16 protein-coding genes are annotated in these 14649 nt (G+C 60.1%); 11 read left to right on the forward strand and 5 right to left on the reverse strand.

Annotated elements, in window-relative coordinates; genetic code table 11:
- Positions 1-1316 (reverse strand): DNA topoisomerase (locus tag ACIQ3A_RS10710; RefSeq protein ID WP_396431730.1); only part of this gene is annotated, 1316 nt, incomplete at its 3' end.
- A gap of 94 nt (positions 1317-1410) precedes the next feature.
- On the opposite strand from ACIQ3A_RS10710, the gene ACIQ3A_RS10715 reads away from it, so the two are divergent.
- Genes ACIQ3A_RS10715 through ACIQ3A_RS10730 form a run of 4 tightly spaced genes read left to right on the forward strand, consistent with a single transcriptional unit; the run spans position 1411 to position 3974 of the window.
- Positions 1411-2181: an SET domain-containing protein gene (locus tag ACIQ3A_RS10715; protein WP_396431731.1), complete on the forward strand. Its 771-nt coding sequence runs from the start codon at positions 1411-1413 to the stop codon at positions 2179-2181.
- Positions 2182-2184: 3 nt separating this feature from the next.
- Positions 2185-2961 (forward strand): biotin--[acetyl-CoA-carboxylase] ligase, encoded by a 777-nt coding sequence (locus ACIQ3A_RS10720; RefSeq protein ID WP_396431732.1) that lies wholly within the window; start codon positions 2185-2187, stop codon positions 2959-2961.
- Positions 2958-3293: a hypothetical protein gene (locus ACIQ3A_RS10725; protein WP_396431733.1), complete on the forward strand. Its 336-nt coding sequence runs from the start codon at positions 2958-2960 to the stop codon at positions 3291-3293. The genes ACIQ3A_RS10720 and ACIQ3A_RS10725 overlap by 4 nt, the downstream gene beginning before the upstream one ends.
- A gap of 21 nt (positions 3294-3314) precedes the next feature.
- The gene (locus tag ACIQ3A_RS10730) at positions 3315-3974 is read left to right on the forward strand and encodes a glutathione S-transferase family protein (protein WP_396431734.1); all 660 of its coding nucleotides are present in this window, start codon (positions 3315-3317) and stop codon (positions 3972-3974) included.
- A gap of 46 nt (positions 3975-4020) precedes the next feature.
- On the opposite strand, the gene ACIQ3A_RS10735 is transcribed toward ACIQ3A_RS10730, so the two are convergent.
- The 3 genes from ACIQ3A_RS10735 to ACIQ3A_RS10745 all read right to left on the reverse strand — a co-directional run bounded on the left by ACIQ3A_RS10735 (position 4021) and on the right by ACIQ3A_RS10745 (position 6832).
- Positions 4021-5484, reverse strand: a complete 1464-nt coding sequence (locus ACIQ3A_RS10735) for a sensor histidine kinase (RefSeq protein ID WP_396431735.1) — start codon at positions 5482-5484, stop codon at positions 4021-4023.
- A gap of 50 nt (positions 5485-5534) precedes the next feature.
- Positions 5535-6209 carry a response regulator transcription factor gene (locus tag ACIQ3A_RS10740; RefSeq protein ID WP_108406347.1) on the reverse strand — a complete coding sequence of 225 codons (675 nt, stop codon included), beginning with the start codon at positions 6207-6209 and terminating at the stop codon, positions 5535-5537.
- A 122-nt stretch (positions 6210-6331) separates the two neighbouring features.
- Entirely contained in the window at positions 6332-6832 is a 501-nt protein-coding gene (locus tag ACIQ3A_RS10745; RefSeq protein ID WP_396431736.1) for a MarR family winged helix-turn-helix transcriptional regulator, read from the reverse strand.
- A 144-nt stretch (positions 6833-6976) separates the two neighbouring features.
- Here ACIQ3A_RS10745 and recA point away from each other — a divergent pair, with 144 nt between their 5' ends.
- Together recA and recX are read left to right on the forward strand one after the other, a co-directional pair.
- The gene (gene recA, locus ACIQ3A_RS10750; RefSeq protein WP_396431737.1) at positions 6977-8014 is read left to right on the forward strand and encodes a recombinase RecA; all 1038 of its coding nucleotides are present in this window, start codon (positions 6977-6979) and stop codon (positions 8012-8014) included.
- A gap of 2 nt (positions 8015-8016) precedes the next feature.
- Positions 8017-8478: a recombination regulator RecX gene (recX, locus tag ACIQ3A_RS10755; RefSeq protein WP_396431738.1), complete on the forward strand. Its 462-nt coding sequence runs from the start codon at positions 8017-8019 to the stop codon at positions 8476-8478.
- A 211-nt stretch (positions 8479-8689) separates the two neighbouring features.
- On the opposite strand, the gene argC is transcribed toward recX, so the two are convergent.
- On the reverse strand, positions 8690-9613 hold the full coding sequence (argC, locus tag ACIQ3A_RS10760) for an N-acetyl-gamma-glutamyl-phosphate reductase (protein WP_396431739.1): 924 nt from the start codon (positions 9611-9613) through the stop codon (positions 8690-8692).
- Between the two features lie 175 nt (positions 9614-9788).
- Here argC and sucC point away from each other — a divergent pair, with 175 nt between their 5' ends.
- The 5 genes from sucC to ACIQ3A_RS10785 form a co-directional block, all read left to right on the forward strand.
- Positions 9789-10949 (forward strand): ADP-forming succinate--CoA ligase subunit beta, encoded by a 1161-nt coding sequence (gene sucC / locus ACIQ3A_RS10765; protein WP_396431740.1) that lies wholly within the window; start codon positions 9789-9791, stop codon positions 10947-10949.
- 95 nt (positions 10950-11044) lie between these two features.
- Positions 11045-11941, forward strand: coding sequence for a succinate--CoA ligase subunit alpha (sucD, locus tag ACIQ3A_RS10770; RefSeq protein WP_396431741.1), 897 nt, complete (start codon positions 11045-11047; stop codon positions 11939-11941).
- Between the two features lie 127 nt (positions 11942-12068).
- Complete coding sequence (locus ACIQ3A_RS10775) at positions 12069-12785, forward strand: TerC family protein (protein WP_396431742.1); 717 nt, start codon at positions 12069-12071, stop codon at positions 12783-12785.
- Between the two features lie 63 nt (positions 12786-12848).
- The gene (locus ACIQ3A_RS10780) at positions 12849-13331 is read left to right on the forward strand and encodes a pilin (protein WP_396431743.1); all 483 of its coding nucleotides are present in this window, start codon (positions 12849-12851) and stop codon (positions 13329-13331) included.
- 61 nt (positions 13332-13392) lie between these two features.
- A partial coding sequence (locus tag ACIQ3A_RS10785; RefSeq protein ID WP_396431744.1) for a Wzy polymerase domain-containing protein occupies positions 13393-14649 on the forward strand: 1257 nt, incomplete at its 3' end.

Consider the following 14649-nt stretch of genomic DNA (forward strand, 5'->3'; position numbering starts at 1 on the left):
GCCACGCTGATGCGGGTGGTCACCTGGTATTCGGCACTGGGGAAAAACACCGCCATGAAGCGGCGAACCACCAGGTCATAAAGCTTTTGCTCGGCCTCAGACAAGCCACTGGGGGCCTGCAGGGTCGGGATGATGGCAAAGTGGTCCGACACCTTTTTGTTGTCGAACACCCGCGGCGTCTTGCGCACGTAGTTGTTGTTGAGCGCCGTGAGGGCGTGTGGGGCCAGGTGCTTCATGCCGCTGTCGGCGAGCATCTCGAAGGTTTCCTTGGCCACTGGCACATAGTCTTCGGGCAAGTGGCGTGAATCGGTTCGCGGGTAAGTCAGGGCCTTGTGGCGTTCGTACAGGCTTTGCGCCAGCGCCAGCGTGGTCTTGGCTGAAAAACCGAACTTGCCGTTGGCTTCACGCTGCAGGCTGGTCAGGTCAAACAAGCCCGGGCTGGCCTGGGTGGTGGGTGTGGACTCTTCAGTGACCGAGGCCTTTTGGCCCCGCACGGCGTCGACAATGGCTTGCGCTTGCTGGGCCGTCCATTTGCGGTCGGCTTTTTTCTCGGCGTCTTCTTCTTTCTTCCAGGCCGGATCGAACCACTTGCCAGGATACGTGCCCGAAGTGGCAGCGAATTCGGCCTGCACTTCCCAATAGTCGCGGCTGATGAACTTGCGAATTTGCTCTTCACGCACCACCACCACGGCGAGCGTGGGCGTTTGCACCCGGCCCACTGTGGTCAAAAAGAATCCGCCGTCGCGCGAGTTGAATGCGGTCATGGCCCGGGTGCCATTGATCCCCACCAGCCAATCGGCCTCGGAGCGACTGCGGGCGGCGTCGGCCAGACCTTGCATTTGGGTGTTGCTGCGCAGGTGGTCAAAGCCGTCACGGATCGCTTGCGGCGTCATCGACTGCAACCACAGGCGCTGCACGGGCTTGTCCAGCGTCTTGGCGCCACCGGCGTACTGCTCGATCAGGCGGAAGATCAACTCCCCCTCGCGCCCAGCGTCACAGGCATTGATGAGCGCGTTCACGTCCTTGCGCTTGGCCTGCCGGACCACCGCACTCAAGCGGCTCTTGGTCTTGTCCACGGGCTTGAGGTCAAAGTGCGGGGGAATGACCGGCAAATTGGCAAAGCTCCACTTGCCGCGCTTGACGTCGTATTGCTCGGGCGCCTGGATCTCCAGCAGGTGGCCGACGGCGCTGGTCACGACGTACTTGTCGTTCTCAAAATGGTCGTCGTGTTTTTCGAACTTGCCCGAGGTCGGCGTCAAGGCTTTGACGATGTCTTGAGCCACCGAAGGCTTCTCTGCAATTACCAATGTCTTCATGTCATTACAATCCCGTTGTCTCGCGTGTGCGTACGCGCCCGGACGCGCTCACGCGCACGCCCACATGAATTCACCATAACAAATTTTTAAAGCCGTGGCCAAAACCTCTGTTTACTCTCCCAGCCGATCTTCCGCCAGCGCCACCGGCAAGCGCATCCAGGTTCGCCGCTCCGGTGTGCATGGCAAAGGGGTGTTTGCGCTGCAAGACATCGCCGAAGGTGAAACCCTCATCGAGTACGTGGGCGAGGTCATCAGCTGGGACGAAGCACAAGACCGCCACCCGCACGACCCCAAGGACCCCAACCACACCTTTTATTTCCATGTGAACGAAGACCGGGTGATCGATGCCCTGCATGGCGGTAACTCATCGCGCTGGATCAACCACAGCTGCAACCCGAACTGCGAAGCCGACGAAGACAAGGACCGCATTTTCATCAAGGCCATTCGCAACATCCAGGCTGGTGAAGAGCTGAATTACGACTACGGGCTGATCATCGACGAGCCCTACACCAAGAAGCTCAAGGCCGAATACCCCTGCTGGTGCGGCAGCAAGAACTGCCGGGGCACGCTGTTGTCGCCCAAAGAGCGCAAAGAGACGCCCAAGATTCCAAGCCAGAAAAAGAGCAAGGCCAAGGCCGAGGTTAAGGCTCAGGCCGAGACAAAAGTCAAAGTCAAAGTCAAGGTCAAATCCAAAGACAAAGACAAAGCCGCCAAGCTGGTCCAGCCTGTCAAGTTGGAAAAGCCCAAGAAAAAAGTGGCCAAGGCAGCCAAAGACAGCCTTTTGAACAAAGCCGACAAAAAGAAAACTGCGGCCAAACCAGACAAGCCCATTCAGCCCAAGAAGGCTCCCGCCAAAAAGCGCTGAGCCATGATCTCGCCCATTGCCTGGCCTGCTGAAGCGATCTGGGCACAGATTTTTCCCCTGCTGCCCGACTTCACGGTCGAGGTCTTGCCCACGATCGATTCCACCAACAGCGAGCTGATGCGGCGGGCACGTGCAGGCCAGCAAGAACCCAGCTTGCTGGTGGCCGATCAACAAACTGCCGGCCGAGGGCGCATGGGCCGCGTCTGGCAAAGCCAGCCTGGCGACTCGCTCACCTTTTCCATCAGCCTGCCCCTCGCGCCCCAGGATTGGTCTGGCCTGTCACTGGCCGTGGGCCTGAGCCTGGCCGAAAGCCTGCACCCCGATATCGGCCTGAAGTGGCCCAATGATTTGTGGTTTCAAGACCGCAAGCTGGGCGGCATCCTGGTCGAAGCGGCCAGCATGGGCGGTCGCAGCCAGGTTGTGGTCGGGGTGGGCCTGAACATCCGCCCACGCTCTGCAGACGGCCTGAACACAGCGCCAGCAGCACTGGCCGAGTTGTTGCCTGATTTGACGGCACACGCCTGCCTGGCGCGTGTGGCGCCCCCCCTGATCAAGACCCTGCTGGCCTTTGAGGCGGAAGGCTTTGCCCCCTTGCAGGCCCGCTTTGAGTCGCGTGACGTCCTCAAGGGCCGGCGCGTGGACACCAGCGATGGCCAGCTCGGCCTGGCGCTGGGTGTGGGCCGCACCGGGGCCTTGCGACTGCAAACAGCGACCGGCGTGCAAGACATCGTCAGCGCTGAAGTCAGCGTGCGCCCATTGAAATCGGAGAACACGTTTTGAAGATACGCTGGCTGATCGCCCTTTTGGGGGTCCTCAATGTGACCGCTTTGGTCTGGCAATTTGACGCCTTTGCCCGCTGGGGCTGGGGGCCAAACACCGCCCGCGAGCCTGAACGTGTGCTGAACCAGATTCGGCCCACGGCCATCAAGGCCGAAACCCCTGCCGCAGCTGCAAAACGCATCGCCGCTGAAGCAGCCGCAGCAGACACCACGCCCGAAAACACGCCCAACACAGCGCCCGCATCGGCCCCCGCCGCCCCAAGTCCAGCGCCCTCTGCAACCGAAGCGCCTGTGGTCAAGCAGCGCACAGCATCACCCCCCTCAAACCCTTAAAATTTTTTGGAGACTTGCCCGATGAGCCTGAAACTTCACTTTGCCCCTGGCGCCTGTTCTTTTGTGCCCCATGTCCTGCTTGAAATGAGTGGCGCCGAGTTTGAGCCCAGCATGGTCAAGCTGCACAAGGGCGAGCAAAACAGCGACGACTACAAAGCCATCAACCCGCGAGGCCAGGTGCCCGTGCTGATAAACAATGGCCAGCCCATCAGCCAAATTGTGGCCATCGTTTTGTATCTGGACCAGCTGTTTCCCCAGGCGGGCTTTTTGCCCACCGAAGCCCTGGCACGCGCTCAGGCCATTGCCACTTTGGCCTGGATGAACAACACCGTGCACCCGACCTTCACGCACATCTTCATGCCGCAAAAGTTTTCGGACCTGCCCGAGGTGCAGGCGGCGCTCAAACCCTACAACACGCAACTGTTCCGGGGCATGTTGGCTGAGCTGCAAGACTTGGTCAAAGCGGCCGCAGCCAAAGGCCAAACCTGGCTCAGCGGTGAGCGCTTCGGCCCACTGGACGCCTATTGCCTGACATTCACCCGCTGGGGCACGATCGCTGGCATCACGCCCGAAGAGCACCCCGAGTTGTGGGCCTTTGTGCAAAAAGTGGCGGCTGAACCCGCGGTGGCCCGCGTGATCGAGCGCGAACGTTTACAGCTGAACATGGGCAAGCCTGCCTGAAGCCCATTCGGGTGCAGGGGCTGGCATGGGCCGTGGCTCTTTGCCCCTAGGCCGGTGCGCTGAAACGCAGGGTGAAGCAGGCACCCGGCGGGACATGGCCAGGATGGGCCGCATCGACTGAGATGGAGGCGCCGTGTTGTTGGGCGATTTCCTTGACGATGGGCAGGCCCAGGCCGGAGCCGTCCACGTTGGTGCCGAGTGCCCGGTAAAACGGTTGAAACACCAAATCCTGTTCAGCCTGCGGGATGCCCAGGCCATTGTCTTCGACCTGCATCACCAGTGTTTTGCTGTAGGGGTCGACCAGCACACGCACCGTGACCACCCCCTGACGCTCGGGGGTGCTGGGTGTGTAGTGGATGGCGTTTTCGACCAGATTGCGCAGCATCTCTTTCAGCAGTGTCGGGTTGCCTTGCACTTGTGCGCCAGGGGTGCCGGGTTGCACCCCCTCGTAGCCCAGGTCCAGGCCCTTGTCCATGGCGCCAGGCAAACAGTCTTGCAGAACTTCGCTGGCCATCGTCACCATGTCGCAGCTTTGCTGGGGCAGGTGGGTGCCCCCGCCTTCTGCACGGGCCAGCGACAACAACTGGTTCACGGTGTGCGTGGCCTGCACGCTGGCACGGCCAATTTGCTTCAGCGATTTCTTCAGGTCCTCCTCGCTGGAGCCCGAGCGTTGCGCCAGGTCGGCCTGCATGCGCAAACCCGCCAAAGGCGTTTTGAGCTGGTGTGCCGCATCGGCCAAAAAGCGCTTTTGCGTGACGATGGAGTCCTTCAAGCGCTCCAGCAGGTCGTTCACCGACACCACCAACGGGGCCACTTCCATGGGCACGGCCTTGTCGTCAAGCGGGCTGAGGTCATCGGATTTGCGTGCACGGATGCGCTCTTCCAGCTCGGACAGCGGCTTGATGCCACGCACCAGCGCCAGCCACACCAAAAGCACCGCCAAGGGCAAAAGGGCAAACTGGGGCAGCATCACGCCCTTGATGATCTCGGCCGCCAGCACAGAGCGCTTTTCTCGCGTCTCGGCAACTTGCACCAGTGCCGGATGCTTTCCCTCGGCATCCAGCGGTATCCAGGTATAGGCCACGCGCACTTCAAGCCCGCGCATCTCGTCATCGCGGATGTGCACTTCGTAGCTTCTGGTTTTATCCTGGCCTGCCGGAGGCAAGGGCAAGTCCCGCTCACCACTCAAATGCTCTTGGTGGCCTCCGCGCACCTGGTAATAAACGAGATCGGTTTCATCGGCGCGCAGCAGTTCACTGGCAGGCTGAGGCAGGTTAAATTGAACCCGGTCGTCAGGCCCCAGCTTGACCTGTTGGGCCAGTGCTTGCACGTTGTAGACCAGTGCACGGTCAAAGGGCTTGTTGGCCAGGCCTTGCGCCACCAGCCAGGTCAGTGCCAGACTGATGGGCCACAGCAACAACAGGGGCGTGAGCATCCAGTCGAGGATTTCGCCAAACAAGGATCTTTGTTCACGCTTAAAAATGCGAACGCTCCAGCCGCTTGATTTCATGGCGGCCTGGTCCTGAACTGTGTGACGGTGCGCTGGAAATCAGCGGGCACTTAGCCGGGGATCTTTTCGAGGCAATAGCCCAGGCCGCGAACGGTGGCGATGCGGATCGGCCCTTTTTCGATTTTCTTGCGCAGGCGGTGGATGTACACCTCGATCGCGTTGTTGCTGACCTCTTCGCCCCATTCGCAAAGGCGCTCAACCAACTGGTCTTTGCTGACCAGACGGCCTGCGCGTTGCAGCAACACTTCGAGCAGGCCCAGCTCGCGCGCCGACAGCTCCACCATCTTGCCGTCGATGGTGGCCACACGGCCGGATTGGTCATAAATCAGGGGGCCATGCTTGATCTGTGATGTGGCGCCACCCATGCCACGGCGGGTCAAGGCGCGCACGCGGGCTTCGAGTTCTTGCAAGCTGAACGGCTTGGCCATGTAATCGTCAGCGCCGTAATCCAGGCCCTTGACGCGCTCTTCGACGCTGTCTGCCGCGGTAAGAATCAACACGGGCAATGTGGAGCCTCTGGCACGCAAACGCTTGAGCACTTCCAGCCCGTGCATTTTGGGCAAGCCCAGGTCAAGAATCAGCAAATCGAATTCGTTGTTGGTCATCAAGGCCGCATCGGCCTCGCTGCCGCTGGCCACATGGTCCACCGCCGCGCCAGCGCTGCGCAATGTCCGCAGCAATCCATCGGCAAGCACCTGATCGTCTTCGGCTATCAGAATTCGCATGGCTGTCTCCTGTTGTTGTGCAGTACGCCGCCCAGCCTGGCTGAACGCGCTCACTGCTGTGATTCTAGTGTCTGCCAAGCGGCATGCGGTCACGAAACTGCTGCGCTGCGGACGGAGCCGTTTCAGATGGCATAGGCCTCCAGACCGAGCGCCACCACGGTGGCCACATCCTTGCCCACCGCCTCGCGGAACTCGGCTTCGGCTTGTGCCACCGCATCCTTGAAAGCCTGCAGCCACGCCAGGCCGACCGGGGTAAACACCACCCGCCTGGCGCGGGCGTCGAGCGGGTCGGGTTCACGCCGCACCAAACCCCAAGCGCTGCACTGGTCCACCAAGTCGCCCATGGCTTGCTTGCTCATGCCTGCAGCCTGTGCCAGCTCGGTCAGGCGCGAACCTTCCAGTGCCAAATGGCGGGTGATGTGCACATGCGCCGCGCTGATCTGATCGCGTGAAGCCAGGTTGGCCAACGCCAGGGGCACACCTTCATTGCCCGCCATCAAGTGCAGCACACGCGCATCGAAACGGCGCATGGCGTGGCCCAGCAGGCGGCCCAAATGGGTTTGGCGCCAGCGCTCGTCCTGCAAAGACGTGGGCGCTTCCGTCAGATTCTGGGCAGTTTTCATCACGGCTTAATGATAAGGCAAACTGACCAAAAATAGTGTTTACAGTTTTATACAGCTCGTTTACAGTACTGTTCAAGCATCCAGTAAACGGCGCATTCCTGCTGAACCCGATGCTCCAAACCATTGATATTCAAGGAGATTTTTATGATCGACGACAACAGCGAAAAATCCAAAGCCCTGCAAGCCGCACTGGCCCAGATTGAAAAACAGTTTGGCAAAGGCACCATCATGCGGCTGGGCGAAGGCGAGGTCATCGCTGACATCCAAGTCGTCTCCACCGGCTCTTTGGGCCTGGACATCGCGCTGGGCGTGGGTGGCCTGCCCCGTGGCCGCGTGATCGAAATCTACGGCCCCGAGTCTTCCGGCAAAACCACCCTGACCCTGCAAGTCATCTCCGAGATGCAGCGTCTGGGCGGCACCTGCGCCTTTGTAGACGCCGAGCACGCGCTGGATGTGCAGTACGCCCAGAACCTGGGCGTTAACCTGCAAGAGCTGCTGGTCAGCCAACCCGACACTGGCGAACAGGCCCTCGAAATCGTCGACAGCCTGGTGCGCTCTGGCGCCGTGGACTTGGTGGTGATTGATTCGGTGGCAGCCCTGACCCCCAAGGCCGAAATCGAAGGCGACATGGGCGACAGCCTGCCCGGCCTGCAAGCGCGTTTGATGAGCCAGGCGTTGCGCAAGCTGACCGCCACCATCAAGAAGACCAACTGCACCGTCATCTTCATCAACCAGATCCGCATGAAGATCGGCGTCATGTTCGGCAGCCCCGAGACCACCACCGGCGGCAATGCGCTCAAGTTCTACGCCTCGGTCCGTCTGGACATCCGCCGCACCGGCACCATCAAAAAGGGAGACGAGGCGATCGGTAACGAGACCAAGGTCAAGGTGGTCAAGAACAAGGTCGCGCCGCCCTTCAAGACCGCCGAGTTCGACATCTTGTTCGGCGAAGGCATCAGCCGCGAAGGCGAGGTCATCGACATGGGCGTCACCGCCAAAATCGTTGACAAATCGGGCGCCTGGTACGCCTACCAAGGCGAGAAAATCGGCCAGGGTCGTGACAACGCCCGCGAATTCCTGCGCGAAAACCCGGCACTGGCCCGTGAAATCGAAAACAAGGTGCGCGAATCCCTGGGCATCCGCTTGCTGGAATCGGCCATTGCCGAAGTCAAGGCCGACTGAGCTTGAACAAGCCCGCTTTTCAACCCTCGCTCAAAGGCCGCGCCCTGCGGCTTTTGAGCCAGCGCGAACATTCCCGCGCCGAGCTGGAACGCAAACTGGCGGCCCACGCCCAAGAACCCGGCGAACTGGCCAAGGCCCTGGACGATTTGCAGGCGCGGGACTTCATCAACGAGGGGCGGGTGATCGAATCGGTGGTGCACCGGCGTGCCGCCAAACTGGGCGCCAGCCGGATCAAACACGAGTTGGCATCCAAAGGTTTGTCGGGAGACGCCGTGAACGAAGCCTTGGCGGGCCTGCGCGAGACCGAGTACAGCCGGGCCTTGGCCGTGTGGCGAAAAAAGTTCGACAAGCCGGCCACTGACCCGAAAGACCGGGCCAAACAAGCTCGGTTTTTATTGACGCGGGGCTTCCATTCGGAAGTGGTGCGCAAGATCATTCAGGGCGCAGACGAACTGGAAGATTGAGCCGCACTGCAGCAGCAGGCCCGTCCAAAAAACAAAGCCTTCTGAGGGCTCCCCCCAATGAACCTCCCTGGTGACCAGGGAAACCACCTTGCTTTGTCCTGCGCCCGAAGGCGCACATCAAGCTGGGGAGAGCCGTCAGAAGGCTCTGTCGTTGGTTGAAGTATCCGGCGCAATTCAGACGGTGACCGTTCGCTAGGTCACACACGCCGAATTACAAACCCAGCATCAGCTGGATGTTCTGCACCGCCGCACCACTGGCGCCTTTGCCCAGGTTGTCCAGGCGCGCAATCACCACGGCTTGACGGGCAGCTTCATTGGCAAACACCCGGATTTCAAGCTTGTTGGTGTCGTTCAGCGCTGTGGCGTCCAGCTTGGCATCTGGCGTGGCGGGCAGCACACTGACCCAGCCGCCCGCGGCTTGGCTGCTTGCATAGTGCGCCTGCAAGGCGTCGTGCAAATCAGCGGCTGCAGGTTTGCCGGGCAAGGTGTCCAGGTGCAGGGGCAACTGCACCAGCATGCCCTGACGGAAATTGCCCACGGCCGGAACAAACAAGGGGCGACAGGTCAGCCCGGTGTAACGCATGATTTCAGGGATGTGTTTGTGATTGAGGCCCAGGGCATAGGCTTCAAACAACGGCGCCTTGCCCGCTTCGTAGTCTTCGATCATGGCCCGCCCCCCACCCGAGTACCCACTGACGGCAGGCAGGCAAACCGGAAAATCTCTCAGCAACAGCCCTGCGTCGACCAAGGGCCGCAAGATGGAAATCGCCCCTGTCGCGTAGCAACCCGGGTTGGCCACACGCTGGGCCTGACGCACGGCAGCGATTTGCTCGGTCGCCAGTTCGGGAAAGCCAAAGATCCATTCCGGGTGACAGCGGTGCGCAGTGGACGCATCCACAATGCGCGGCTTGCGGCCAGGCAGGCTGTCGATCATGGCCACCGATGCGATGGCGGCTTCGTCGTGCAGGCACAGCACCACCAGGTCGGCGGCAGCCATCATCTCGCGTTTGGCTTCAGGGTCTTTGCGGCGGGCAGGGTCAATGCTCAGCACCTGAATTTGGGGCATCAATGCGAGGCGCTCGCGAATCTGCAAACCGGTGGTGCCGGCTTCGCCATCGATGAATATTTTGGCCATATGGTTTACCTTTGCAAGGATTTTGGCGCCCAGCGTCAAGTGAATGTAAGACGCAAGGCCCAAGATTGGTGCATTGCAGCATGATACAGTCGCCAACTGCAGTGTCCAGAGCCCGCTGGCGGGAGAATCACCCCGGCGGACCGGTCAGATCAACCACTCTCTGAGAAAAGACCACATGAAGATTCACGAGTACCAAGGCAAGGAAATCTTGCGTCAATTCGGTGTGCCCGTCCCCCGCGGCATCGCAGCATTCACCGTTCAAGAGGCGGTTGAAGCCGCTCAAAAACTGGGTGGCCCGGTTTGGGTGGTCAAAGCCCAGATCCACGCTGGTGGCCGAGGCAAAGGCGGTGGCGTCAAAGTGGCTAAAACCATTGAAGACGTCAAGCGCATCTCTGGCGAGATCCTGGGCATGCAGCTCAAGACCCACCAGACTGGCCCAGAAGGCCAAAAAGTCCGACGCCTTTACATCGAAGACGGCGCTGACATCAACAAAGAATATTACGTGTCTGTGGTCACTGACCGCGCCACACAAAAAATCGCCTTCATCGCTTCCAGCGAAGGCGGCATGGACATCGAAGAAGTTGCCCACAGCACCCCCGAAAAAATCATCACCGATTTCATCGATCCATTGACCGGTTTGGGCGACGCTCAAGCCAAGAAGATCGCAGACGCCATCGGCATGCCGGCTGACTCCACCGCTCAAGCCGTGGACATTTTCAAGAAGCTGTACCAGTGCTACATGGAAACCGACGCCTCGTTGGTTGAAATCAACCCCCTGAACCGCGACAGCAAAGGCAACGTGATGGCTTTGGATGCGAAGTTCAACTTCGATGCCAACGCCCTGTTCCGCCACCCTGAAATCGTGGCTTACCGCGATCTGGACGAAGAAGACCCGGCTGAAGTCGAAGCCTCCAAGTTCGACCTGGCTTACATCAGCTTGGACGGCAACATCGGTTGCCTGGTCAACGGCGCAGGCTTGGCCATGGCCACCATGGACACCATCAAGCTGTTCGGCGGCGAGCCGGCCAACTTCCTGGACGTGGGCGGCGGCGCAACGGCCGAAAAAGTCACTGAAGCCTTCAAGATCATGTTGTCCAACAAAAATGTCAAAGGCATTTTGGTCAACATCTTCGGCGGCATCATGAAGTGCGACACCATCGCCACCGGCGTGATCACCGCCTGCAAGGCCGTGAACCTGTCCGTGCCACTGGTGGTGCGCATGAAGGGCACCAACGACGAGCTGGGCAAGAAAATGCTGGCCGAGTCCGGTTTGCCCATCATCTCTGCCGACACCATGGCCGAAGCCGCAACAGCCATCGTCGCTGCCGTCAAATAAATGTCTTTGTGGGACAGATCTTCAGCTCTGTCCCCAACTGATTAACTTTGCGGGACCGCTCTTTGGCGCCGTCCGCATCTGATTAGGAATCCAAAATGTCGATCTACATCAACAAAGACACCAAAGTCATCACCCAGGGCATCACCGGGAAAACCGGTCAGTTCCACACTGAAAAGTGCCAGGAATACGCGAATGGCAAAAACTGCTTTGTCGCGGGCGTGAACCCTAAGAAGGCGGGCGAGTCCATCTTCAACATCCCGATCTTCGCCTCCGTCAAGGAAGCCGCCCAGCAAACCGGCGCGACCGTGTCCGTGATCTACGTGCCCCCTGCCGGCGCTGCTGCGGCCATCTGGGAGGCCGTTGAGGCCGACCTGGACCTGGCGATCTGCATCACCGAGGGCATCCCGGTTCGCGACATGCTCGAAGTGCGCAACAAGATGAAAGCCAAGGAAGCGGCTGGCGGCAAGAAGACCTTGCTGCTGGGCCCCAACTGCCCCGGCCTGATCACCCCTGACGAAATCAAGATCGGCATCATGCCCGGTCACATCCACCGCAAAGGTCGCATCGGCGTGGTCTCCCGTTCGGGCACCCTGACCTATGAAGCCGTGGCCATGCTGACCGAAGTCGGCCTGGGCCAGTCCAGCGCCGTGGGCATCGGTGGCGACCCGATCAACGGTCTGAAGCACATCGACGTGATGCAGGCTTTCAACGACGACCCGGACACCGACGCCGTCATCATGATCGGTGAAATCGGCGGACCCGACGAAGCTGAAGCCGCCATGTGGTGCAAGGCCAACATGAAAAAGCCGATCGTCGGCTTCATCGCCGGTGTGACTGCCCCTCCCGGCAAGCGCATGGGCCATGCCGGCGCACTGATCTCTGGTGGTGCCGACACGGCCGACGCCAAGCTGGCCATCATGGAAGCGTGCGGCTTCATCGTCACACGCAACCCCTCGGAACTCGGCAAACTGCTCAAAGCCCAGCTGAAGTAAACTTTACCCCCTTGCGGGGGCTGTGGTTTGCCACAATGCCGAAGCCGGATGTCTTGCAAGACAATCCGGCTTTCCGTTTTTTGAAATCAAGCTTCACTGGCACTGTGCCCGTGACAAAAGGAATACCGTGGAAGAATTTCTGACGCCTCATTTCTGGTTCGCCGTAGGCCAGATCATCATGATCGACATCCTGCTGGGCGGCGACAATGCCGTGGTCATCGCGCTGGCTTGCCGACAATTGCCACCGCACCAGCGGACCAAAGGCATCATGTGGGGCACCGCAGGCGCCATCATCTTGCGCGTCATTCTGATCTTTTTCGCGCTCACCCTGCTGGCTATTCCCTTCCTCAAGTTCGTGGGTGCCGTGTTGCTCATCTGGATCGGTGTCAAGCTCCTGACGCCGGATGCAGACGACGACCACAGCAACATCAAGGGCAGTGACAAACTTTGGGGTGCAGTCAAAACCGTGATCATTGCTGACCTGGTGATGAGCGTGGACAACGTGATCGCCATTGCCGGAGCGGCTCAGACCTCTGGCAATCCAGACCACCAAATGCCTTTGGTCATCTTCGGTCTGCTGGTCAGCATCCCGATCATCGTCTGGGGCAGCCAACTGGTCCTGAAATTGATGGACCGATTCCCGATGATCATCACGGCAGGCGGCATGCTGCTGGGTTGGATTGCAGGCACCATGATTCAGACAGATCCCGGCCTAGTGGCTTATTTGCCACAAGACAAGGCCTGGGGCTACGGCTTGGGCATTGCAGGCGCCTTGCTGGTACTGGCCTTGGGCAAACTGATCATGTCTCGTCGCCCCCAACACAGCGAAGACGCTTCCACCTAATCTGAAAATAGGTGTTTAGAGGGTCTATGTATTACCATAGAACTCTATTTACCAGGGGAGGCCATGAAAAAAAACCAACACGGTTTGACGTTGATCGAGCTGATGATCGTGATCGCGATCATCGGCATTCTGGGTGCGCTGGCTTTGCCGGCGTACCAGGATTACACCGTCAGAGCCAAAGTTTCCGAAATGCTGCTGGCGGCCAATGGCTGCAAAACCGCGGTCAACGAAGCCATCAGTTCATCATCGGATGCCAATGTGTCTGCGGCTTTGCCCAAGGTCTGCGAAAGCCAGACCAGCAAATATGTGGTCAGCGTGGCGGTGGATGGCAATGGCGTGATCACGGTGGTGGGCAACCATGACGCCTTGCGGGGCAGCACCAGTGCATCGGCCAACGCCATCGCGTTGACCCCCCTGCAAACCGCTGACACGCCCATCAATGGCAACACCGATGGCGGCAAAACCATCTCGGGCTGGCGCTGCGGCCCGGCCAGCAGCAACGGTTTGCCCGTGAAATACCTGCCCGCTTCATGCAAGGCTTCTTGAACGTTTCTGGCTCATCCCAACGCCCTGCTCAATTCAGGGCGTTTTTCATGGTGCGCAGCTCGTGGAATTGAGGCCTTTCCCTGCAGCATTTTCGAGCGAACCCCGCTGGCTGCTCAAGTTGCTGCCCCTGGTGCTGATGATGCTGCCTTGGGTGGCCCCCTGGTCGCCCACGCCACAACCCAACACCGTGCCGCTGCTGCTAACCTGGGCCTGCATCGTCTGCCTGCTGGTGCTGGGTCAGCCCATCAAGCCCCTGGACATCGCCCGCGCCTGGGCTTGGGCCGCCTTGATCAGCAGCGCCATGGGCCTGATTCAGTATTTCGGCGCAGCCTCTGCCTTCAGCCCCTGGCTGCATGTGACTGCGTTGGGGGAAGCGAATGCCAACTTGCGGCAACGCAACCAGCTGGCCACACTTTCAGGCATCGGCATCATGTCCGTCCTTTGGTGGCAAGCGAATGGGCTCAAGGCACACCATGCGCTGTGGATGCTGGCCTTGTTAGCCTTTGGCAACGCAGCCACGGCTTCGCGCACAGGCTTGCTGCACATGCTGCTGGTCACTGGCCTGACGGTTTTTTGGTCTTTCCGCAGCCGTTTTGAAACACATCGCCTTTCCCCTCGTTTGGCCTTTTGGACATTGGGGCTCTACCTGCTGGGCAACTGGGCCTTGCCATGGTTGTTGAACGGGCAGTCCGGGCAAGACATCACCGGGGCATTGGCCCGAATGGGTGACAACGAAGGCTGCGGCAGCCGTCGCGTGCTCTGGGGCAATGTGATCCAGTTGATTGGCGAAAAGCCCTGGATGGGCTGGGGCTGGGACGAACTCAAATACGCCCACTACATCACGCCCTACACCGGAGATCCGGAAACCCGGTTCTGTGACATTCTGGGCAATGCACACAACCTGCCTTTGCACTTGGCGGTCACGCTGGGTCTGCCCATCACCATTAGCCTGGGCGTGGCTTTGCTGGCCGTGCTGGTCCGAGCCCGCCCGTGGCTGAGCCGCTTGCCCAATCAGCAGTTGGCTTGGTCGGTTCTGGCCGTGATCGGCCTGCACAGCCTGCTTGAATTTCCGCTTTGGTACGGGCCCTTCCAAATGGCGGTGTTGTTGTGTGGCGTGCTGTTCATGGGCATACGCCCTGGCTGGTTGGCACCCGTTTCATCGCGCACCCGAGTGGCCGGTGGCCTGCTCCTGGCCATCGTCTGCCTGGTCGGCGCTGACTATGCCCGCACAAGGCAAATCTACCTGCCCGCCCAGCAACGTTGGGCGCTCTGGGGCGCAGACCCTCTGGGCGCCGCACGCAGCAGTTGGTTTTTTAAG

The sequence above is a fragment of the Limnohabitans sp. genome (genome assembly GCF_044361985.1).
Taxonomy (GTDB): Bacteria; Pseudomonadota; Gammaproteobacteria; order Burkholderiales; family Burkholderiaceae_C; genus Limnohabitans_A.